The sequence below is a fragment of the Streptomyces sp. GbtcB6 genome, assembly GCF_019091475.1.
GTDB classification, from domain to species: Bacteria; Actinomycetota; Actinomycetes; order Streptomycetales; family Streptomycetaceae; genus Streptomyces; species Streptomyces hyaluromycini.
The window spans coordinates 127665-147729 of sequence record NZ_JAGXJL010000001.1 but is presented as its reverse complement, the minus strand read 5'-3'; the positions used below and the strand labels follow the sequence as shown (position 1 = coordinate 147729).

20 protein-coding genes are annotated in these 20065 nt (G+C 71.8%); 16 read left to right on the top strand and 4 right to left on the bottom strand.

Translation table 11 applies throughout. The features are described from left to right. The first annotated feature begins 13 nt into the window (after nucleotides 1–13). The 5 genes from KVT45_RS00705 to dapD all read left to right on the top strand — a co-directional run bounded on the left by KVT45_RS00705 (nucleotide 14) and on the right by dapD (nucleotide 3719). Nucleotides 14–334 carry a multidrug efflux SMR transporter gene (locus tag KVT45_RS00705; protein WP_217544235.1) on the top strand — a complete coding sequence of 107 codons (321 nt, stop codon included), beginning with the start codon at nucleotides 14–16 and terminating at the stop codon, nucleotides 332–334. Then, entirely contained in the window at nucleotides 334–870 is a 537-nt protein-coding gene (locus KVT45_RS00700) for a TetR/AcrR family transcriptional regulator (RefSeq protein ID WP_217544233.1), read from the top strand. Before KVT45_RS00705 ends, KVT45_RS00700 begins: the two co-directional genes overlap by 1 nt. Before the next feature lie 128 nt (nucleotides 871–998). After that, the gene (locus KVT45_RS00695) at nucleotides 999–1604 is read left to right on the top strand and encodes an RNA polymerase sigma factor (RefSeq protein WP_217544231.1); all 606 of its coding nucleotides are present in this window, start codon (nucleotides 999–1001) and stop codon (nucleotides 1602–1604) included. Nucleotides 1605–1606: 2 nt separating this feature from the next. Beyond that, complete coding sequence (locus KVT45_RS00690; protein WP_217544229.1) at nucleotides 1607–2617, top strand: CU044_5270 family protein; 1011 nt, start codon at nucleotides 1607–1609, stop codon at nucleotides 2615–2617. 112 nt (nucleotides 2618–2729) lie between these two features. Beyond that, nucleotides 2730–3719, top strand: coding sequence for a 2,3,4,5-tetrahydropyridine-2,6-dicarboxylate N-succinyltransferase (dapD, locus tag KVT45_RS00685; RefSeq protein ID WP_217544227.1), 990 nt, complete (start codon nucleotides 2730–2732; stop codon nucleotides 3717–3719). A gap of 325 nt (nucleotides 3720–4044) precedes the next feature. On the opposite strand, the gene KVT45_RS00680 is transcribed toward dapD, so the two are convergent. Then, complete coding sequence (locus tag KVT45_RS00680) at nucleotides 4045–4518, bottom strand: hypothetical protein (protein WP_217544226.1); 474 nt, start codon at nucleotides 4516–4518, stop codon at nucleotides 4045–4047. A 120-nt stretch (nucleotides 4519–4638) separates the two neighbouring features. Next, nucleotides 4639–5148, bottom strand: a complete 510-nt coding sequence (locus tag KVT45_RS00675) for a hypothetical protein (protein ID WP_217544224.1) — start codon at nucleotides 5146–5148, stop codon at nucleotides 4639–4641. A 140-nt stretch (nucleotides 5149–5288) separates the two neighbouring features. Between KVT45_RS00675 and KVT45_RS00670 the strand changes: the two genes are divergently transcribed. Then, nucleotides 5289–5849, top strand: coding sequence for a SigE family RNA polymerase sigma factor (locus KVT45_RS00670; protein WP_217544222.1), 561 nt, complete (start codon nucleotides 5289–5291; stop codon nucleotides 5847–5849). Then, entirely contained in the window at nucleotides 5846–7066 is a 1221-nt protein-coding gene (locus KVT45_RS00665) for a WD40 repeat domain-containing protein (protein ID WP_217544220.1), read from the top strand. The genes KVT45_RS00670 and KVT45_RS00665 overlap by 4 nt, the downstream gene beginning before the upstream one ends. Here KVT45_RS00665 and dapA read toward each other — a convergent pair whose 3' ends face one another. Further along, nucleotides 7067–7978 (bottom strand): 4-hydroxy-tetrahydrodipicolinate synthase, encoded by a 912-nt coding sequence (gene dapA, locus KVT45_RS00660; protein WP_217544218.1) that lies wholly within the window; start codon nucleotides 7976–7978, stop codon nucleotides 7067–7069. 179 nt (nucleotides 7979–8157) lie between these two features. On the opposite strand from dapA, the gene KVT45_RS00655 reads away from it, so the two are divergent. From KVT45_RS00655 to KVT45_RS00640, 4 genes are all read left to right on the top strand, one after another. Then, a complete protein-coding gene (locus KVT45_RS00655; protein WP_217544216.1) occupies nucleotides 8158–8313 on the top strand; it encodes a hypothetical protein in 156 nt (51 codons plus the stop codon). After that, the gene (locus KVT45_RS00650; RefSeq protein ID WP_217544214.1) at nucleotides 8310–8987 is read left to right on the top strand and encodes a hypothetical protein; all 678 of its coding nucleotides are present in this window, start codon (nucleotides 8310–8312) and stop codon (nucleotides 8985–8987) included. The genes KVT45_RS00655 and KVT45_RS00650 overlap by 4 nt, the downstream gene beginning before the upstream one ends. 77 nt (nucleotides 8988–9064) lie before the next feature. Further along, entirely contained in the window at nucleotides 9065–9859 is a 795-nt protein-coding gene (locus tag KVT45_RS00645) for a helix-turn-helix domain-containing protein (protein WP_308310608.1), read from the top strand. A gap of 12 nt (nucleotides 9860–9871) precedes the next feature. Then, nucleotides 9872–10609 carry an SRPBCC domain-containing protein gene (locus KVT45_RS00640; RefSeq protein WP_217544212.1) on the top strand — a complete coding sequence of 246 codons (738 nt, stop codon included), beginning with the start codon at nucleotides 9872–9874 and terminating at the stop codon, nucleotides 10607–10609. 37 nt (nucleotides 10610–10646) lie between these two features. On the opposite strand, the gene KVT45_RS00635 is transcribed toward KVT45_RS00640, so the two are convergent. Further along, a complete protein-coding gene (locus tag KVT45_RS00635) occupies nucleotides 10647–12473 on the bottom strand; it encodes an endonuclease/exonuclease/phosphatase family protein (protein WP_217544210.1) in 1827 nt (608 codons plus the stop codon). Nucleotides 12474–12815: 342 nt separating this feature from the next. On the opposite strand from KVT45_RS00635, the gene KVT45_RS00630 reads away from it, so the two are divergent. The 5 genes from KVT45_RS00630 (at nucleotide 12816) to KVT45_RS00610 (ending at nucleotide 19937) form a co-directional block, all read left to right on the top strand. Next, nucleotides 12816–14246, top strand: a complete 1431-nt coding sequence (locus KVT45_RS00630; protein WP_217544208.1) for a hypothetical protein — start codon at nucleotides 12816–12818, stop codon at nucleotides 14244–14246. A gap of 397 nt (nucleotides 14247–14643) precedes the next feature. Continuing rightward, the gene (locus KVT45_RS00625) at nucleotides 14644–16092 is read left to right on the top strand and encodes an alkaline phosphatase PhoX (protein ID WP_217544206.1); all 1449 of its coding nucleotides are present in this window, start codon (nucleotides 14644–14646) and stop codon (nucleotides 16090–16092) included. Nucleotides 16093–16546: 454 nt separating this feature from the next. Next, nucleotides 16547–18136 (top strand): TROVE domain-containing protein, encoded by a 1590-nt coding sequence (locus tag KVT45_RS00620; RefSeq protein WP_217544204.1) that lies wholly within the window; start codon nucleotides 16547–16549, stop codon nucleotides 18134–18136. 105 nt (nucleotides 18137–18241) lie between these two features. Then, entirely contained in the window at nucleotides 18242–18898 is a 657-nt protein-coding gene (locus KVT45_RS00615) for a GntR family transcriptional regulator (RefSeq protein WP_217544203.1), read from the top strand. Between the two features lie 22 nt (nucleotides 18899–18920). Next, complete coding sequence (locus tag KVT45_RS00610; RefSeq protein WP_217544202.1) at nucleotides 18921–19937, top strand: 1-aminocyclopropane-1-carboxylate deaminase; 1017 nt, start codon at nucleotides 18921–18923, stop codon at nucleotides 19935–19937. Nucleotides 19938–20065 lie beyond the last annotated feature (128 nt).

Sequence of the window (20065 nt, the reverse complement as noted above, 5' to 3'; positions counted from 1 at the left end):
TACACTCGTACACATGGGATATCTGACGCTCGCCGGCGCCATAGCCGCCGAGGTCGCCGCCACGACGGCGATGAAGTACGCGGACGGCTTCAGCAGACTCTGGCCGTCGCTGCTGACGGCACTGGGATACGTCGTCTCGTTCCTGCTGCTGGCCGAGACGCTGAAGACCGTGTCGATCGGCACGGCGTACGCGATCTGGTCCGGGGCCGGCACCGCCGCCATCGCCGTGCTGGGCCTGCTGCTGTTCGGGGAGTCGCTGACCCTGGTCAAGGTGGCCGGGATCCTGCTGATCGTCGGCGGAGTGGTGGTCCTGAACCTGGGAGGCGCGCACTGATGCCCCGCCGTTACGACCCCGAGCGCCGGCAGCGGATCATCGAGGCGGCGATCCGGGTGGTGGGAGAGAAGGGTCTGGCCGGGCTGAGCCACCGCTCGGTCGCCACCGAGGCGGACGTACCGCTCGGCTCGACGACGTACCACTTCAAGACCCTCGACGAGCTGATGGTCGCCGCGCTGCGGCAGGCGAACGAGGGCTTCGCCAAGGCGGTCGCCTCGCACGGCGGCCTGGCGGACACCCGCGCCGACCTGGCCACCGAACTCGCGGGCCTGATGGGCGAATGGCTCGCGGGCGACCGCACCGGCGTCGAGCTCGAGTGCGAGCTCTACCTCGCCGCCCTGCGCCGCCCCGCCCTGCGCCCGGTGGCCGCCGAGTGGGCCGAGGACCTCGCCGCCCGGCTCGCCCGCCGTACCGACCCCCGCACGGCGCGGGCGCTGGTCGCGCTGGTGGACGGAATCTGCCTGCAGGTTCTGCTCACCGGAGTTCCGTACGACGAGGAGTTCGCGCGGGAGGTGCTGGCCCGGGTGATTCCCTGATCGCCCCGGTGGTCCGTGCGGTTCCTTCCCGGAAGTCGCGGATTCCGCTGCGGAAAACCGTGAACTCTCCCGCCCCCACCGGGGAACAGGAGGTGACACACACGCACCGACGAACCAGGGGGAGCCTTGTGAGCGGACCACCGCCGTCCATGACGCGGACGGGGGACGACGCGCAGATCGTCGCCCAGTCGCTGGAGCAGCCGGAGCTGTTCGCCCTGCTCTACGACCGGTACGCGCCCGACATCCACCGCTACGCGGCCCGGCGCCTGGGGGACTCGGCGGCCGACGACATAGCGGCGGACACCTTCCTGGTCGCGTTCCGGATCCGCTCCCGCTACGACCTGACGCGCCCCAACGCCCGCCCCTGGCTGTACGGCATCGCGGGCAACCTCATCGGCAGGCAGCGCCGCACCGAGGTGCGCGCGCTCAAGGCGCTGGCCCGCACCGGGCACGACCCCGTCGCCGTCTCCTGGGGCGAGTCCTGGGTCGAGGACACCGACAGCCGGATCTCCGCCCAGGGGCCGCTCGCCGGCGCCCTCGCGGCGCTGAGCGCGGGCGACCGGCACGTCCTGCTGCTCGTCGCATGGGCCGAACTCACCTACCAGGAGGTCGCCGAGGCACTGGACATCCCGGTCGGCACGGTCCGCTCCCGGCTCAACCGGGCGCGGCGCAAGGTGCGTACGGCGCTGGGTGCCGATCCCGCATTCGTGAGCGACGCGACGGAGGTGGCGTAGCGATGGACGAGATGACAAAGGTGCGAGAGCTGCGTGCCGACGTGCCCGTACCCGACCGCGCACGGCTCGCGCCGGGGCGGGCACGGCTGGTGGAGGCCGCGCTTGCCGGGGAGCGGCGCCGGGCACTGTGGCGGCGCAGGGGGTTCGTGATCGTCGGGGTGGTGGCCGCGGTGACCGCCGTCGCCGTCACCGTCTCGCTGCTGCTGGGCGGCGGCACGGGCCGGAAGGTGCGGCCGGCGGCCTCGCCGACCGCGTCACCGAGCCTGCGGCTCAAGGGGATGAGCGCGGCCGACTTCCTGCGCCGGGCGGCCGATGTGCTCGACACGGAGCCGGACGTCGAGGTGCCCACGGCCAAGCAGTGGATCTACACCAAGAGCATGCAGGAGCCGCTGAACGAGCAGGCCAAGAACGCCACGGGCCCCATGAAGGTGCTGCTGGGCCCCCGGGAGGGCTGGATCAGGTACGACGGCACCGCGATGGCGGACCTGGGGCTGGACACCACGGGCAAGCACCGCAAGCTCAGCGTCACCAAGATGCACCTGGAGAACGGCGGGGAGGGCGACGACCGCTCGCCGCGCGAGATGTACCGGGTGCTGGACGCCCTGCCGGCCGACGGCGAGCAGACGCTGAAGGCCCTGCGGGAGACGAACGCCATCGCCGACACCGAGGGCGAATCCCAGGCGCGCAACGACTACGGCGAGATCAGCGTCCTGCTGACCGCCGACGTCATGCCGCCCAAGGGACTGGCCTCGCTCTACCGCGCCCTCGCGACCCTGCCGGGCGGAGAACTCGACGACCACCTGGTCGAAACCGCCTCCGGGCGCCGGGTGATCGCGCTCAGCTACGCCCGGGAGGACAATCCCAAGACCGGCCGGACGATGCGGGACCAGTGGCTGATCGACCCGCAGACGTACCGGCTCGTCGGCATGCGGATGATCGAGGGCGGCAAGGTCGTCGGCGGCGACTCGATCATCACGACGGCTGTGGTGGACCAGGCCGGCGACCGGCGCTGACACCTCCGGACCCGGGCGGCCCGCATCACGTGGGGAGTGCGGGCCGCCCGCCACCCGAGACACCGCCGTCGCTGGTTGGCCTGCGCGGGCCCCGGCCGGTTAGGTTGCCCTCATGACCGACACGACTGCTCCTCGCACCACCGGCGCCGTGGCCGCCGGGCTCGCCACCATCGCCGCCGACGGCACCGTTCTCGACACCTGGTTCCCGGCCCCCGAACTGGTCGCCGAGCCCGGCCCGGCCGGCACCGAGACGCTCTCCGCCGAGCAGGCCGTGGAACTCCTCGGCGAGGGTGCGGCCCAGGCGATCGGCCCGGACCCCCGCCGCAACGTCGAGGTCGTCGCGGTCCGTACGGTCATCGCCTCGACCGACGAGAAGCCGGTCGACGCGCACGACGTCTACCTGCGCCTGCACCTGCTCTCGCACCGCCTGGTCAAGCCGCACGGCCTGAACCTGGAGGGCCAGTTCGGCTTCCTCGCCAACGTCGCCTGGACCTCCCTCGGCCCGGTCGCCGTGGACGAGATCGAGAAGGTGCGGCTGAACGCCCGCGCCGAAGGCCTGCACCTCCAGGTCACCTCGATCGACAAGTTCCCGCGGATGACGGACTACGTCGTCCCGAAGGGCGTGCGCATCGCCGACGCCGACCGGGTCCGCCTCGGCGCGCACCTCTCCGAGGGCACCACCGTCATGCACGAGGGCTTCGTCAACTTCAACGCCGGCACGCTCGGCACCTCGATGGTCGAGGGCCGGATCTCGGCCGGTGTCGTCGTCGGCGACGGCTCGGACATCGGCGGCGGCGCCTCCACCATGGGCACGCTGTCCGGCGGCGGCAACGTCATCATCTCCATCGGCGAGCGCTGCCTGATCGGCGCCGAGGCGGGCGTCGGCATCGCCCTCGGCGACGAGTGCGTGGTCGAGGCCGGCCTGTACGTCACCGCGGGCACCCGCGTCACCATGCCCGACGGCCAGATCGTCAAGGCCCGCGAACTCAACGGCGCCTCCAACATCCTCTTCCGCCGCAACTCGGTCACCGGCGCCGTCGAGGCCCGCCCGAACAACGCGGTCTGGGGCGGCCTGAACGAGATCCTGCACAGCCACAACTGACGTACGGCGGCCGTGACCTGCGGCCGCCTCATCGATCACCGCTCTGACCGGCTGCTGACCCGTCGGCAGTTGTCGACGTCGGTCATCGCCGAGCGCCCTTCCACGGCCCGAGAAGGCCCGGGGGAGGGCGCTCACGGGCTTCTCCGCCGAGGAGGGAGGCTTCCTCGGCGGTCGCCTGCCGGGGGGATCGGGTCGCTCCGGTGCCGGGCCCATGCCGACCGGCACACCTCCACGACGTCCGGCACGCCCGCCGGCCATCGTCCGTCCGGCCGCCGGACAGCCTGGGTGCCTGGGCGGGCCTCGGCACCCGGCGCCGCGGGGCAGCTCAGCGGAGTGCGGCCACAGCTCCGTGCCGCCCAGAAGGCAGAAGGTCGACGGCGAGGTGGAAGCACACCTCGGAGCTCAGCGCGAACAGGGCCATCAGCAGTGAGTGGAGGGTCTTGCCGTTGGCGAGAAAGCTCCCACCGAATGCGGCGGCGCCGATGACCAGGAGCGCCCCGAGCACGGTCCAGAACGCGACCGCGCGCTGACGGAGCAGCACGGCGCGCGTTGCCGCGACGATCGACAGCAGGACGAGCGTGAGGCCGAGCGCGGTGTGCAGGGCGAGGGCGGGGGTGCCGTGCCCGACCGCCCAGGCGAAGCTCTCGTAGGCCCTGATGCGAGGGGCCCCCGCCTGAGAGCTCTGACGGTGAAAAGGAAAGAGGCCGTAGAGATTGATGACCAAGCCGACCCCCGCCTGCACAAGCACCAGGAATCCGGTGATCAGCAGGAGGCGGCGGACGGCACTGGGAGCGGCCATGAGAAGACAATACACAGAGTAATTTACGAATGCAGAAAGTGATGATGCTGGTCGGGCACAAATGACGCCCGCGGTCTCCTGCGTGCCGAGCGCGCTTCCGCCCCGTCGGTGGGAGGGCGCTCAGCCGTCCTGTGGCACGGCCGCCCTGAACTCCGCCAGCGCGGTGAAGTCGGCCTCCCGCAGCCCGATCCGGGGGTCGACGTGCTGCAGCAGGGCCGGGCCGGGATGGTGGGCGCGGACGTACCGCGTGTCCGCCGGGCTCTGTTCGTCGTCCACCCAGGCGAACGGGCGCCCCTCGGCGTACGCCACGATCGCCTCCGTCTTCCAGTGGACCCCGTCCGGCCGCTCCGCCAGCAGGCCCCGGCCGAAGTCGACGTACGGCAGCTCGGGCAGGCCGACGACCGGGGCGATCCAGCGGTTGGCCTCGGCCATCCAGGTGGTCGCCCAGCACAGTTCGTAGCCGAGGGCGAGCAGCGCGGGGCCGTGGGACGGGTTCAGCCACACCCGCAGCGGGCGCCCCGGGCGGACGGTCGCCCGGATCGTCGTGTATCCCGCGGGGCGTCGCTCGGGCTTCGCCGCGTACGGGTTGAGGGGGCCGTCGACGTCCAGGAACAGCAGGGGGCGGCTCACGGGGACAACGTACGGCAGCGGGCGCGCGGAGCACCGGTGAATATTCTCGCGCCGGACAGGCATAGTGGCGCCGCTCCGCACGCGTCACCACGGGTACAGGGCCCGGACACCAGGCGGGCCCGGGGGAAGAGAAGGTGACGATGGATGCGGAACTGCAGGAGAGCTTCCATGAGTTCGTGGAGAGCCGGTCCTCGGCGCTGCTGAGGACCGCCGTGCTGCTGACCGGCGGCGACCGGCACACGGCCGAGGACCTGCTGCAGAACGCCCTGATCAAGGCGGCCGGCCGCTGGCAGCGCATCGACGAACCCGAGGCCTATGTACGGCAGGTCCTCTACCGGCAGCAGATCAGCCGCTGGCGGCTGAAGTGGCGCCGGCGCGAACTCAGCGTTCCCGAACCACCGGAGGCCCGCGCGGCTCCCGACACGACCTCCGCCGCCGAGCTGCGCCTCGTCCTGCGCGCCGCCCTGTCCCGGCTCACCGCCCGCCAGCGCACCGTCCTGGTCCTGCGCTACTTCGAGGACCTGCCGGAGGCCGACGTGGCCCGGCTGCTCGGCTGCTCCGTCGGCACCGTACGGTCCACCACCCACCGCTCCCTGGCCCGGCTGCGCACTCTCGCGCCCGAACTGGCCGCCCTCGCCCCGGACAGCGGCCGCGACCAGCCGCCGTCCCGTGACTACTCGCCCGTGGAGGTGCGGCCGTGAACGTCGAGGAACTCATGCGAGACGCCCTGCGCGAGCAGGCCGCCGAACAGCCGCCGCTGCGGGCCGGGTTCGCCGACCAGGTGCTGGCGGTCCGCCGGCGCCGCCGGGCCCGCCGGCTCGCCTCCGCCGCCGTGGCCACCGCGGCCGTGGTCGCCGTCGCGGTGGGCGTGCCGTTGCTCGACGGTGGCAAGCAGGACGTACGTCCCGCCGGAGTCCTCGACCCCGGTGAGACCCGCGCCCACCCCGACCAGTCGCCGCCCCGCGAGCTGATCGGGGCGGGCGACGCCACCATGGCCGCCTACTACACCACCGACAGCGTCAAGCAGACGGCCCGCCGGTACCACACCACTCGCACCTACTGGCTGCTGAACCAGCGCACCGGCCGCTACGAGAAGGACACCCGCTGGTCGTACGTGGCCGTCGCCCCCGGTCTGAAGACGGCCGCCGTACTGGAGCGGACCATCCCCGCCCGGCGGATCGGCCTGCTCGACCTCACCACCGGCAAGGTGGCCCGCTGGATCCAGGTCGAGCATGGCGTCGGCGGGGTCGAGTTCTCCCATGACGGCCGCAAACTGGTCGCGACGACCTACTCCGCCGACCCCGACGTGGTGATCAGGGCGCCGGGCGACACGACCGGCACCTCCTTCTCCATGCCCGCCACCATGCCGCGCACCGGCTTCTACGTCCTCGACGTGGCCTCCGGGAAAGGTCCCTGGCGCGAGATCGGCGACCCGAACGACAGCATGGAGATGGCCGACATCAACGTCCGCCAGGACTTCGGCCTCAGCCGTTCCGGTCAGTTGGTCTTGTCCGGCCTGACCAGCGAACCCGGGATCCAGTACTACGACCTCCACGGCCAAAAGGTCCCGGTGCCGACCGGCGAGCGGTACCTGGACTGGTTCGTCCGAGCGGGGCTGTCGCCCGACGGCAAGCGGGCCGCCGGTGAGTTCGCGGGCAAGACGATGAAGACGTCCTCCTGGATCACCGACCTCGCCACCGGCAAGAAGACCGAGGTGCACGGGCAGCAGCTTCTCGCCTGGGCCGACGACGGGTCCCTCATCGCCTGGGACATCGACAAGGACGGCGGCAACGAGTTCCACAACCGTCTGGTCCTGGTCACCATCGGCAGTGACAAGGTCGTTCCGCTCAGTGGCTTCCGCAAGGGCAACGACGGCGCCGCCGGCCGCTGGACACCGGTCTTCGCCGAGCGGCGCTGATCAGGCCGCCCCGAGCTCCTCGTACACCGCCCGCAGTCCGTCGGTCGCCTTCCGGCCGGCGGGCCGCAGCGGTGCCCGCACCGGGCCCGCGGGCAGGCCGATCCCGGCGAGCAGCGCCTTCGCCGTGACCGTGCCCGGCAGCCCCGCGGCCATCATCGCCTCGATCAACGGAGTGGCCCGCAGCTGGAGTCCGGTGGCGCGGGCGGTGTCGCCCGCGTCGAACGCGTCCAGGATCGCCGCGATCCGGGCGGGGACGACATTGGCCACCGTGCTCACACAGCCGGCCGCGCCCACCGCGTACAGGGCGAGGATGTGCTCGTCGCAGCCCGCGTAGTAGGCCAGGTCCGAGTGCGCCAGCACCTTCTGGGTGCCGAGGAAGTCGTACGAGCAGTCCTTCACGGCCACGATCCGGGGGTGGGCGGCGAGCCGGACCAGCGTCTCCGGCTCGATCCGGGTGCCGGTGCGGCCCGGGATGTCGTACAGCATCACCGGCAGCCCGCTCGCCTCGGCCACCTCCAGGAAGTGCGCCTCCAGCGCGTCCTGCGGCGGCCTGCTGTAGTACGGCGACACCACCAGGACGCCGTCCGCGCCCGCCTTCTCCGCCGCGAGCGCCAGCTCGACGGTGTGCCGGGTGTCCGCCGTGCCCACGCCCGCCACCAGCGGCACCCGCTCGCCCACCGCCTCCCGGACGGCCGCGATCAGCTCCGCCTTCTCCGTGTCCGTCGTGGTCGGCGACTCGCCGGTGGTGCCGTTCAGCACCAGACCGTCACAGCCCTCCGCCACCAGATGCGCGGCCAGCCGCCGGGCGCCGTCGAGGTCGAGCGCCCCCGTGTCGGTGAAGGGGGTGACCATCGCACAGAGGGTGCGCCCGAAGGGGCGGGGCGGGCGGGCGGTGTCGCGTCGGTTCGTCATGGGGGTAGTCTCGGCGGCACAACAGCTTAGCTCTACTTAATTCTTCTACGTGGTACGCCTTAGCATTGCTAAGATGTCAACCTCTCGGTGTCCCGAGGCCCTGTGTCCAACTCGGCCCCTCATGGGTCACTATGGGCCGGACGGTCACCGACGGCAGGTCATGGATCATGGGAGGCGCCATGAAGCTGGGCAAGGCACTGGCCACCGGGGTCGCTGAGGAGCGGCTGCTCGCCCACGACGAAGTACCCGGACTCCCCGGACTCTCCGAAGAGATCCACGAGATCCACGAACCCCGGGCCGCGTCCGCGTCCGAAGAGGCCCCGGCCGCCCGATGAGGCTGCGGCTCCCGGCGGAACGCCCGACGGAGCCGCCGACCGGCCACAAGATCGCCCACCCGATGCTGTCCCAGGACGGCGCACGGGCCGGGTTCACCGGTGTGTCGCTGGGCGGCGCGCTGCCGTACGGAGTGCTGGACGACGCGTCCTGCGTCTACGGCCGACGGCACCGCCCGCCCGCGCGGCTGTGCGACTGCGGCTTCCACTGTGTGCACGAACGGGAGGTCGCCGAGGCCCTGTTGTGCACCGCCGAGCACCGGGCGGCCGTGCTGCTCGAAGTCTCCGTCCTCGGCGCCTACATCCGTTTCGAGCGCGGTTTCCGCTACGCCAGACAGCGGGTGCGGACCGCCACCGTCGGGCCGTGCGCCTGCGGTGCGGCGGCCGTCGCGCTCGCCGACGCGGGCTGGGGCAGGCCCGGTTGGCGCGCCCTCGCGGCCGCCTGCGCGGGCTGTGTACGCGCGCGTGCGTCCGTCTCGCTCGCCGGGTTCGCCCGGCTGGCGGGGCAGGGGCTGCGGGTGATCGCCGGGGGTACGGGGGCCGGCGACGGGCCGCCGGTGGCGGGCGAGGGCTTCGGGGTGCCCGAACTGGTCGCGGAGGCGGCCCTGTTGCAGGCCCGCCTCGACTGGTTCCAGAGCCAACTGGCCCGGCTCGGTGAACGGGGGGAACAGGGCTGAGGGCGGGACGCCGACGACGTCCGGCCGAAAACTCCGCCTGCATGGACAAAAAAAGTTTTCGGTGGGACGGTGGAGTCATGCTGGACGTCACCGTGATCGAGGACCCCGAGGCAGCGGCCGTGTCGCTGGACCCCATACGGGCCAGGCTGCTCGCCGAACTGGCCGGCGCGCCCGCGTCGGCCGCGATGCTGGCCGGCAGGGTCGGGCTGCCCCGGCAGAAGGTGAACTACCACCTGAAGGCGCTGGAGCGGCACGGCCTGGTCGAGCTGGCCGGCGAGCGGCGCAAGGGCAATGTCACCGAGCGGCTGATGCGCGCGACCGCCGCGTCGTACGTCATCTCGCCGGCCGCCCTGCCCGCCGTGCAGCCGGACCCGGACCGCTTCCGCGACCAGCTCTCCGCGCGCTGGCTGCTCGCGCTCGGCGCGCGCCTGGTGCGCGATGTCGGCATGCTGATCAGCGGGGCGGCCAAGGCCCGCAAGCGGCTGGCGACCTACGCGCTGGACGGCGAGGTCCGCTTCGCCTCCGCCGCCGACCGCGCGGCCTTCGTACAGGAACTGACGGCGGGCGTGAGCGCGCTCATCCGCAAGTACGACGCACCCGACGCGGAGGCCGGCCGGGACCACCGGATCGTGGTCGCCGTCCATCCGACGGTCAAGGACCAGCCTCGGCCCGCAGTCGGGGACGGGACCCGGCCCGCGGCCGACGGCGGGACCCGTTCGGCGGCCGACGGCGAGACTCGCTCGGCGGTCGCGGGTGAGACTCGGCATGCCGCCGAAGACGAAACCCGCCCCGCGGCAGCGGGGGAGAGCCGTCCGGCAGACAAGGACGGGCCCCGGTCCGCGGTCGAGGACCAGTCCGCACTCGGAAGCTGAGCAGGAGTCCCCATGTCCAAGGAATTCGAGATCGTCCGTGAGTTCGAGGTCGACGCCACGCCCGGAGAGGTGTGGGAGGCGATCACCCACGGCACCGGCGGATACCTGTGGCCGATGCAGCCGCCCGAGCCCCGGGTGGGCGGCACGGCGGCCTTCGGCTCCACCGTCACCGCCTACGACCCGCCGCACCACCTGGTCACCCGCAGCGAGGACGTCGGCTTCCCCACCCAGAGCGCCAACCAGCTGGAACACGTCATCGAGGAGCGCGACGGCGGCCGCCGCGCCTGGGTGCGCTATGTGCACAGCGGGATCTTCACCGACGACTGGGACAACCAGTACGACGGCGCGAGCAGGCACACCGACTTCTACCTGCACACCCTGCGCGAGTACCTCACCCACTTCGCGCCCCGCCCGGTGAGCTTCGCCCAGCTGAACGGGCCGGAGGCGTCCCAGGCGCCGGACGCCTTCACCGCCGTGGGCCGTGCCCTCGGCCTGCCGGACGACCTGGCCGAGGGCGCGAAGGCGAGCGTCCGGGGACCCGGCGGGCGGGCCCTGGACGCGGTGGTCGACTACCGCGACCCGTACTTCATCGGACTGCGCACCGACGACGCCCTCGTCCGGTTCTTCGGGCGCAACCACTGGGGCGCCCCGGTCGGCATCAGCATCCACGACTTCGCGCCGGACGCCGACGCCGAGGCGAACGAGACCGCCTGGCAGGACTGGCTGGACGGGGTGTTCAGCCAGTCCTGAACCGGGCCGGCCGTCAGGCCCTCAGGCCGTCGAGCCGTCAGGGGCGGAAGCGCAGCACCTGCGGGTCGTGGTCGCTGATCTGGTCGTGGAACTCCGAGTTGATGTGCACGCTGTCGTACTCGAAGTCGCCCTTGCCGCGGATCTGCTTGCTGATCAGGATCTGGTCCAGGACCTGCTCGTTGCCCTGGTAGTCGTAGGTGTAGCGCTCCTTCGTCGGCAGCGACTGGATCGCCGACCAGAGCGCGCCGCCGTTCTCCAGGATCTTGGTGGTGCCGGAGAAGTCGAAGTCGTTCATGTCGCCGAGCGCGATGACCTCGGCGTCCTTCTGGACGGCGAGGATGTTCTTGACGAACGCGTTGACCAGCGTCGCCTGCGCGTGGCGCTGGGTCTCCGAGCTGCGCACCACCGGCTGGTACTGCGAGGTCAGCCCCTGGTCGCCGCCCTTGGAGTTGAGGTGGTTGGCGATCACGAAGACGGTCTTGCCGTGGAAGACGAACTCACCGGCGAGCGGCTTGCGGCTGGTCGTCCAGGCGGAGTTCGCCGGGTCGACGCGGCCGGGGGAGGCCGTCAGCTGGGCCTTGCCGTTCACCTTGGTGACGGCCACCGCGGTGGTGGAGTCGCCGCCCGCGCGGTCGACGAAGGACACCCGCTCGGGGTTGAACAGGAAGACCTGGCGGATGTTGCCGCCGGGCTCGCCGCCGTCCTGGTCGTTGACCGGGTTGATGGAACGCCACTGGTACTTCGGGCCGCCCGCCGCGACGATCGCGTCGATCAGCTTGTTCACCGTCACGTCGGCGGCGACCGTGCCGTCGTCCGTCGCGCCGTTGTTGTCCTGGATCTCCTCCAGGGACACGATGTCGGGCGACTGGAGGTTGTTCACGATCGCGGCGGCGTGCGCGGCGAAGGTGCCGTCGGAGGGGTCGAGGTTCTCGACGTTGTAGGTCGCCACCGCCAGCTCGCCGTGCGACTGCTTCTTCGTCGTCTCGCGCTGGAGACCACCGCTCTTCAGGGTGCCCAGCTTGCCGGCCACGAGGGTGTAGCCGCCGAACTGGTTGTAGTCCAGCGGGCCGGACGTGGCGCCGGCCAGGGTGTCGCCGACGTTCGCCGCCGGGAAGTCGGCGGTCGAGCCGAGGGACTGGACCTGGAGGCGGCCGGTGTTCTGGTCGCGGTAGGAGCGGTACAGCGAGCCGCCGCGGTTGGTGCGGTTCTCGTGCGGCTTCACCGTGACCCACAGCTCCGCGTACGGGTCGGTGCCGGTGACCACGCGGGCGTCCTTGACCTGGACGTTCATGCCCTCCAGGGACTCGTAGTAGTCCAGGGCGTACTTCTTCGGCTGCAGGGTCAGGCCGTTGACCGAACCGCTCGCGGCCGTGTCACCCGCCGGGGTGTACGCGCTCGGCACCGACTTCTTGTCGATCACGACCGGCGCCGGGACCGCGTTGCCGGTGGAGACGGTGGTGACCGTCGGCTTGGTGATCTCGGTCAGCGACTGGTTGCCGGTCGAGGCACCGCCCGGGACGTACTCCGAGACCGTGCCGGTGACCGTGACGGAGTCGCCGACCGCGACCTTCGGGGTGGAGCTGGTGAAGACGAAGACGCCCTCGCTGGTGGCCGGGTTGTCGTCCGGCGTCGGATCCTGGAGCCAGAAACCTCTGGAGGAGCCGTAGGTGCGCGTGGCCGTGACGATGCCGGGGACGTCCGTCACCTTCTGGCCGGCGTACGGCGATGTACGGGTGGTGCCCTGGATGTCGTGGATACGCAGCCCGTCGGCCTGGGCAGGCGAGGTGAGGGCGACGGTGGACGCCGCGCTGCAGACGGCGGCGACGGTGAGCGCGGCGAGACGCGCGGAAGACCTGCTCGGCAAGGGAATCCCTCCGGGGACATACGGAAGCGCCGGGACAAGGGCGGTTTATGGAGCGTTCATGACACGTTCATGTATGCCATGTTGCGCGGATGTGACACGCGTAGATGCCGAGTGAACAGTTGTCCCCCCGTTTTCTACGCGCGTCAATCTCCTGCCTGATCAAGGCAGTTGTCAAGGTTTCAGCCATGTACGGGGCCGGGCGGGTAGATGAACCGGGCGGCATGGGTGGAAATCCGTCTAGGCTGAGCGGCTGAGCCGTACGGCGTTCAGGTGGTCGTACGGCCGTCGATACGGTGTCCATGTCGACGTACGACCGTTGAGGCGTCCGAGGAGAACCAGCCGATGTCTGACAGCGCCCCCCTGCCCCCGGTGCGGTTGCGTTCCGAAGCGGAGCTGGCGCATGCCGCGTTGTCCACGCCGTTGCTCGCCCGGGCCGCCCGGCTCGCCCGCTGGGCCGGCCCCGACACCCGCGTGGACGCAGGCGGTGAACTGGTCGAGGAGCAGCTGCCGGCCGCGGCCGAGGCGCTCGGACTCGCCGGGGACGACGCGGCCGCCTACGCCGCTGAGGCCTGGCGGGTCGCCCTGGACGCCGGACTCGTCGAGATCGCCGACGAGGAGGCCGGCACGGTGGCGGCGGGGGAGGGGCTGGCGCTGCTCACCGGGGGCTCGCCGCACGACGTCCTCGCGGTGTGGCAGGCCGCGCTGGAGACCGTGATCGCCGACGCGAGCGTGCCCGACCTGGACGGAATTGTCGATGCGCTCGACGAGGGCGGCGAGGTCGATTTCTCGTCACTCGGCTGGGACCCCGAGGGGGAGGCGGACTTCCTCGACGGCGTCCTCGGCAACCTGTACCTGCTGACCGTGAGCGAGGGCGGTCCCGGCGAGGCGCCGGTGCCGCTGCCCGCGCTCGCCGCGTCGATGATCGTGCCCAGCGACATGGGAGAGCCGACCAACGACGTCCTCGAACAGGTCTCCGACGCGATGATGCGGCTCGACGACCAGTTCCGGCTCCTTGAGCCGGTCGGGCTCGTCGAGTACCAGCCGGTCGACGAGGCGCTGATGGCCGACACGGAGGAGGAGCCGGCCGCGGGGCCGGTCGACGAGGCCGACGTCTCCCGCTACGGCATGGTGCGGCTCACCCCGCTCGGCGCGTACGGGCTGCGGGCGCGGCTGCTGGAGGCCGGCTTCGAGGCGCCGGCGGTCGGGGAGCTCGCCGACAAGGGCGCGGACGCGCTGCTCGACGGTACGGCCGCGTTTCCGCAGAGGGCTGCGCAGGCCGAGACCGAGCAGTGGCTGGCCCGCCGGGAATCCCTCGCCGCGGCCCGGGAGCTGCTGGCCGCCGCGCGCGGTGCGGACGCGGGCGCCCCGCTGCGGCGGCTGCGCTGCCAGCAGGCGCTGTCGCTGCTCGGCCCCGAGGCCGAGCCCGCCCTCCGCGAGGTCCTCGACGACCCCGAGCTGGGCGGCCTGGCAAGGGTCTGGCTGGTCGAACGCGGCGCCGCCGACGTGCCGGCGCCCTCCCAGGACATGATCTTCTGGCTGACCATCGACACGGTGGCCGCGCAGCTGGCCGCCGAGGGGAACTCCGAGGAACTGCAGGCGCTGGTGGAGGCCCTGGCCCAGCAGCACGGCGGGTTCTTCGCCGAGGCGTGGCGGGTCGGACACCCGGACACGGCCGACGTGCTCGAGGCGATGGGCCGCCTCCACCCGGACAAGAAGGTGGCCAAGGAGGCCCGCAAGGCGGCGTTCAAGGCACGCTCGCAGCACGGGGGGTAGGGGCCGACGGGGTGGGGGTGCGGGCGGGCACCGCCGGGCACCGCCGTCTGGGCTGAGCGCCGTTGCGGCGGGAAAGGGATTGACCGGCGGGTTGTCGTAAGTGCATGCCGGTGCGGTGGGGTGTGCGGGTGGTGTGGCACTGCCGGGTGACGCCGTTCGGGCTGGGCGCCGTTGCGGCGGGAAAGAGCCGGGGGTTCCGGGAGGGGAAGTCGTAGCCCTCTGTGGTGTGTTCTTGGGCGGGGCTTTTGGAGGGCATGGGGCGGCACATACGGATTCATGGAACAGAGGACCGCGAAGTCGCCCCGCGTTCAACCGGTGTTCAGGGACGGGCGGGAGCGTGTGCGCCGAGTTGAGGTCTGCCACCCTCCACGGCACTCCGACCGTCACAGGAGACACCATGTCGCTCACCCGCAGGGACTTTGCCAGGACATCCGCGCTCACCGGTGCCGGTGTCGCGCTGGCGGGCAGCGTCGGCGCCCTCGCCACTGCCCCGAACGCCCTCGCCGCCACCGAGACCGAGGCCGACGCGGCCGACGCGGCGCACGGGCACGGCGGCGTCGGCTACGGACCGCTGCTGCCCGACCCGGACGGCATCCTCGCGCTCCCCGCCGGCTTCAAGTACCGCGTCATCACGTACAGCGGCCGGACCAAGCTGGAGTCGGGCGAGTTCACCCCCTCCAACCACGACGGCACCTCCACCTTCGACGGCCCGCGCGGCGCCACCCTCCTCGTCAACAACCACGAGCTGGCCGGCCCCCGCGCCAACTGGAAGTACCCGGTTCCGCTCACCGAGGGCCTCGTCTACGACCCGGCCGCCGCCGGTGGCTGCACCGTCGTCGAGGTCCGCCCCGGCGGGCACGTCGCCGAGTGGGTCGGCATCGCCGGCACCGCCACCAACTGCGCGGGCGGCAACACCCCGTGGGGCACCTGGCTGACCTGCGAGGAGACCGAGGACAAGACCGGCACCAACGGCTTCACCAAGGACCACGGCTACGTCTTCGAGGTCGACCCCGAGGACCGCCGGGCCAACCGGGACCCCAAGCCCGTCAAGGCGCTCGGCCGTTACGCCCACGAGGCCGTCGTCGTCGACCCCAAGCGCGGCCACCTCTACCTGACCGAGGACGCGTCCAACCCCAACGGCCTGCTCTACCGCTGGACCCCGCCCGAGCACTTCCACCACGGCCGCGGCAGGCTGCGCACCCTCGCCGACGACGCCGGCACGCTCCAGGCGTTCAAGTGCTTCGACTCCGGCGGCCAGTTCGTCGACGACCTCTCCCGCGCCACGAAGATCGGCACGGTCTACGGCGTCGACTGGGTGGACGTCCCGGACCGCGACGCGAAGACGACGTCCGTCCGCAAGCAGTTCGGCACCGGCCAGGTCACCCGCGCCCGCAAGCTGGAGGGCATGTGGTGGGGCGACGGCGGCGTGTACATCGTCTCCTCGTACGCCCGCGCGGAGAGCCCCGTCCAGCACGACGGCTCGGTGTGGTTCTACGACCCCAAGCGCCGCACGCTCACGCTCAAGGTCCGCATCGGCGTCAACCCGGACCCGTCCCAGGAAGGCAACTTCGACGGCCCGGACAACATCACCGTCTCCCCGTACGGCGGTCTCGTCATCGCCGAGGACGGCGAGGGCCTCCAGCACCTGTTCGGTGCCACCGACAGCGGCCGTACCTACCCCATCGCCCGCAACGAGCTGAACACCGGCACCGAAGAGGCGCCCGAGTACAGCGAGTTCACCGGCGTCACCTTCTCGCCCGACGGCCGGACCCTGTACGCCAACATCCAGACCCCGGGCATCATGCTCGCGATCACGGGGCCCTGGAAGCGTCAGCAGCGCGGATAGTTAATTCACTCGCTCGGCCCGCGGCCCGCCTCCTAAGGTTATGCATGTCCAGGTGCGAAGGCAGGACCTACTTCCACTTCTAATGGGGCGGCCGCGGGTTCGAGTCCCGCCACCGGTACAACGCGCCGGTGTAGCTCAGGGGCTAGAGCACCACGTCGGTTCCGCCGGCTTCGATCTCTGGACACCGAAAACTTCATGCACTTCCCGGTGCGTGTGTTCTTGAACTCGGGAGGCGCAGCTCATGGTGGGTGTCCGGTGCGCAGGCAGCGGATACTTCGGGGACTGGTGGGGGGAAATCCCTCATGCGGGTTCGAATCCCGTCATCGACTCTGGGTCGATGTGGCGGAACGGAAGACGCGCCAGTTTATAAGCAACCGCAGTCGACTTCGACCTCGGACGCCCTCCTTCTGCCGCGCCTCCTCCGAAACTCCAATGAATTCGGGGGGAATTCACCATGGCGCGATTCAACACCAGGGCGGCCCGGGCGCAGCCCGTTTCGCGGGTCACCTCCACCGGACGCGTGCTCCGTACCTACGAGGGCGGCCGCGGCCGGGAGCGGGACGCGCGGTCCGAGCTCTTCCTGCTCGCCGTCGCCAACTTCGTCTCGCAGCGGACCTTCTACGAGTCCGGCGCGGACCGTGACGACCGGTTCGCCGAGCTCGTGCGCGAGCGCGCCGTCGCCGACCCGGCGTGGACGGCCGGTCTGCTCGGCTGGCTGCGCGGCGAGGGCAACATGCGCACCGCCTCGATCGTGGGCGCCGCGGAGTACGTGCACGCCCGGCTGGCGGCAGGCGCGACAGACGGTCCCTCGAACCGTCAGGTCGTCGCCTCCGTGCTCCAGCGGCCCGACGAGCCCGGCGAACTGCTCGCCTACTGGACGGCGACGTACGGCCGTGCCATTCCCAAGCCCGTCAAGCGGGGGATCGCCGACGCCGTACGACGGCTGTACCACGGCAAGTCCCTGCTCAAGTACGACACCGCGGCCAGGGGGTACCGCTTCGGCGACATCCTCAACCTGGTGCACGCGGCGCCGGACCCGGACAAGCCGTGGCAGGGCGAGCTGTTCCGGTACGCGCTGGACCGGCGGCACAACCCCGACACCGCCGTGGCGCCCGTGTCGAGCCCGGTGCTCGGCGCGCACCGGGAGCTGATGGCGCTGCCCGTCGCGCGGCGGCGGTCGGTGGTCACCGAGCCCGGTGGCGCCGAGCGGCTCGCGGCGGCCGGTCTCACCTGGGAGGCGCTGGCCGGCTGGCTCCAGGGCCCGATGGACAGGGCCGCCTGGGAGGCGGTCATCCCGTCCATGGGGACCATGGCGCTCGTCCGAAACCTGCGGAACTTCGACGAGGCCGGCGTCTGCGACGAGGTCGCGGCCACGGTCGCGGCGCGGATCGCCGATCCGGCGGAGGTGGCGCGGTCGCGGCAGTTCCCGTTCCGGTACCTCGCCGCGTACCAGCACGCGCCGTCGCTGCGCTGGTCGTACCCGCTGGAGCAGGCACTCGGCCACTCGCTGGCCAACGTGCCCGCGCTGCCCGGGCGGACGCTGGTGCTCGTCGACCGTTCGGGATCGATGTTCTACTCGCGGCTGTCCGAGCGCTCGGAGCTCAACCGGGCCGACGCGGCGGCGATCTTCGGCACGGCGCTCGCGCTGCGGGCGGCGGACGCGGACCTCGTCGAGTTCGGTACGACGAGCAGGCGGCTGGGCTTCGAGCGGGGCGAGTCGGTGCTGAAGGTCCTGGACCGCTTCGGCGACCTGGGCGGCACCGACACCACCTCGGCGATCCGCTCCCACTACCGGGGACAGGACCGGGTGCTGATCGTCACCGACGAGCAGTACGCGTACCACCGGCACGGCGACCCGACCCAGCAGGTCCCGGCGCACATCCCGGTCTACACCTGGAACCTGGCCGGCTACCGGGTGGGCCACGGCCCGTCCGGCAAGGGCAACCGGCACACCTTCGGCGGCCTCACGGACGTGGCCTTCCGGATGGTCCCGCTGCTGGAGGCGGCCCAGGACGCCGACTGGCCGTGGGAGACGGCGGCCTGACCGCCGGCCGATGAGCGTGGCCCGCACCTTCACGGGGGGTGCGGGCCACTTTCGTGTGCCCCGTGCCCTTGTCCGCGACGCCACTGATATCTAACATTTCAGTTCATGAAGGCCCTGCGCCCCGTCCCCCGCACCCTGCTCCGCGACCGCGCCTACGCCGCGATCCGGGACGCCATCGTCGCCGGGGAGATCGAACCCGGCGCGGTGGTGCGCGATGCCGAGCTCGCGGATCGGCTCGGGCTGTCCCGGGCGCCCGTGCGGGAGGCGTTCGCGCGCCTCGTCGACGAGGGCCTCCTGGAGAGCAAGCCGCAGAGCTACACCCGGGTCACCCCGGTCGTGGCGGCCGAGGTGCGGGACGCGGCGGCCGTGGTCGGCGCCATGCACGAGCTGGTCACCCGGGTCGCCGTACCCCGGCTGCGGGACTCGGACCTGGACGAGATGCGCGTGTCCAACGTCCGCTTCGCGGCCGCCGTGCAGGCGGGTGACGTGGACGAGGCCCTGCGCGCCGACGACGAACTGCACGACGTACTGGTCCGGGTGGCAGGCAACCGCGCGGCCGCCGCCACCGTCGCCCGCTACACCCCCCTCATCCGCCGCCTGGAGCGCCGCCGCTTCGGCGAGGGCGGCTCCTGCCGCTCGGCCGGCCTGCACGAACGGCTCATCGAGGCGTGCGCGGCCGGCGACCCGGAGGCGGCGGTCCGGGTCACCGCCGACATCTGGCGCACCCTCTCCGACCTGGCCGACGCCGACACCACCGACTGACCACGCCATCAGGAGGCGCCCCATGTCCCTTTCCTCCTACGACCGTTACCCCCTCCTCTTCGGCCCCTCGCCCGTGCACCCGCTGGAGCGCCTCACCGCCCACCTCGGCGGCGCCGCGCTGTGGGCCAAGCGGGAGGACTGCAACTCCGGGATCGCGTACGGCGGCAACAAGACGCGCAAGCTGGAGTACCTGGTCGCCGACGCGCTCGCCAAGGGCTGCGACACCCTCGTCTCCATCGGCGGGGTGCAGTCCAACCACACCCGCCAGGTCGCCGCCGTGGCCGCCCGCGCCGGACTCAAGTGCGTGCTGGTGCAGGAGAGCTGGGTGGAGTGGCCGGACTCGGTGTACGACAAGGTCGGCAACATTCTCATCAGCAGGCTGGCGGGAGCCGACGTACGCCTCGTACGGGCCGGGTTCGGGATCGGCTTCAAGGAGAGCTGGGAACTGGCGCTGCGCGAGGTCGAGGAGTCGGGCGGCAAGCCGTACGCCATCCCGGCCGGCGCCTCCGACCACCCGCTCGGCGGGCTCGGCTTCGCCGGCTGGGCCTATGAAGTTGCCGAGCAGGAGCAGCAGTTGGGCGTCTTCTTCGACACGGTCATCGTCTGCTCGGTGACCGGCTCGACCCAGGCCGGCATGGTCGCCGGGTTCGCCGCGCTGGAGGAGGCGGGCGGCCGTGAGCGCCGGGTCATCGGCATCGACGCCTCGGCCAAGCCCGCCGAGACCCGCGAACAGGTCGCCCGGATCGCCCATCGCACCGGCCAGTTGATAGGCCTCAAGCGGGAGCTGACGGTCGACGACGTCGAACTCGACGATCGCTACCACGCCGGCATCTACGGCGTCCCGGACGAGACCACCCTGGAGGCCATGCGCCTCGCCGCCCGCACCGAGGGCATGGTCACCGACCCCGTGTACGAGGGCAAGTCGATGGCCGGAATGGTCGACCTGGTCGAGCGGGGCGAGATCGCCACCGACGCCACGGTCCTCTACGCCCACCTGGGCGGCCAGCCGGCACTGAACGCGTACAGCGCTTTGTTCTGACGGATTGTCGATCGTCCTGCCGGTGTGCGCCGGTGGTCGACTGCGGGTGTTTTGTGGCTGGTCGCGCAGTTCCCCGCGCCCCTTCGGGGGCGCTGCCGAACCGGCTGACTTCACCGGACCCGCTCGGA

Excerpts from the sequence above, each read along its gene's own strand:
- KVT45_RS00705 (WP_217544235.1), top strand. The coding sequence starts at position 14 with ATGGGATATCTGACGCTCGCCGGCGCCATAGCCGCCGAGGTCGCCGCC.
- KVT45_RS00700 (WP_217544233.1), top strand. The coding sequence starts at position 334 with ATGCCCCGCCGTTACGACCCCGAGCGCCGGCAGCGGATCATCGAGGCG.
- KVT45_RS00690 (WP_217544229.1), top strand. The coding sequence starts at position 1,607 with ATGGACGAGATGACAAAGGTGCGAGAGCTGCGTGCCGACGTGCCCGTA.
- dapD (WP_217544227.1), top strand. The coding sequence starts at position 2,730 with ATGACCGACACGACTGCTCCTCGCACCACCGGCGCCGTGGCCGCCGGG.
- KVT45_RS00680 (WP_217544226.1), bottom strand. The coding sequence starts at position 4,518 with ATGGCCGCTCCCAGTGCCGTCCGCCGCCTCCTGCTGATCACCGGATTC.
- KVT45_RS00670 (WP_217544222.1), top strand. The coding sequence starts at position 5,289 with ATGGATGCGGAACTGCAGGAGAGCTTCCATGAGTTCGTGGAGAGCCGG.
- dapA (WP_217544218.1), bottom strand. The coding sequence starts at position 7,978 with ATGACGAACCGACGCGACACCGCCCGCCCGCCCCGCCCCTTCGGGCGC.
- KVT45_RS00655 (WP_217544216.1), top strand. The coding sequence starts at position 8,158 with ATGAAGCTGGGCAAGGCACTGGCCACCGGGGTCGCTGAGGAGCGGCTG.
- KVT45_RS00650 (WP_217544214.1), top strand. The coding sequence starts at position 8,310 with ATGAGGCTGCGGCTCCCGGCGGAACGCCCGACGGAGCCGCCGACCGGC.
- KVT45_RS00645 (WP_308310608.1), top strand. The coding sequence starts at position 9,065 with ATGCTGGACGTCACCGTGATCGAGGACCCCGAGGCAGCGGCCGTGTCG.
- KVT45_RS00640 (WP_217544212.1), top strand. The coding sequence starts at position 9,872 with ATGTCCAAGGAATTCGAGATCGTCCGTGAGTTCGAGGTCGACGCCACG.
- KVT45_RS00630 (WP_217544208.1), top strand. The coding sequence starts at position 12,816 with ATGTCTGACAGCGCCCCCCTGCCCCCGGTGCGGTTGCGTTCCGAAGCG.
- KVT45_RS00625 (WP_217544206.1), top strand. The coding sequence starts at position 14,644 with ATGTCGCTCACCCGCAGGGACTTTGCCAGGACATCCGCGCTCACCGGT.
- KVT45_RS00620 (WP_217544204.1), top strand. The coding sequence starts at position 16,547 with ATGGCGCGATTCAACACCAGGGCGGCCCGGGCGCAGCCCGTTTCGCGG.
- KVT45_RS00615 (WP_217544203.1), top strand. The coding sequence starts at position 18,242 with ATGAAGGCCCTGCGCCCCGTCCCCCGCACCCTGCTCCGCGACCGCGCC.
- KVT45_RS00610 (WP_217544202.1), top strand. The coding sequence starts at position 18,921 with ATGTCCCTTTCCTCCTACGACCGTTACCCCCTCCTCTTCGGCCCCTCG.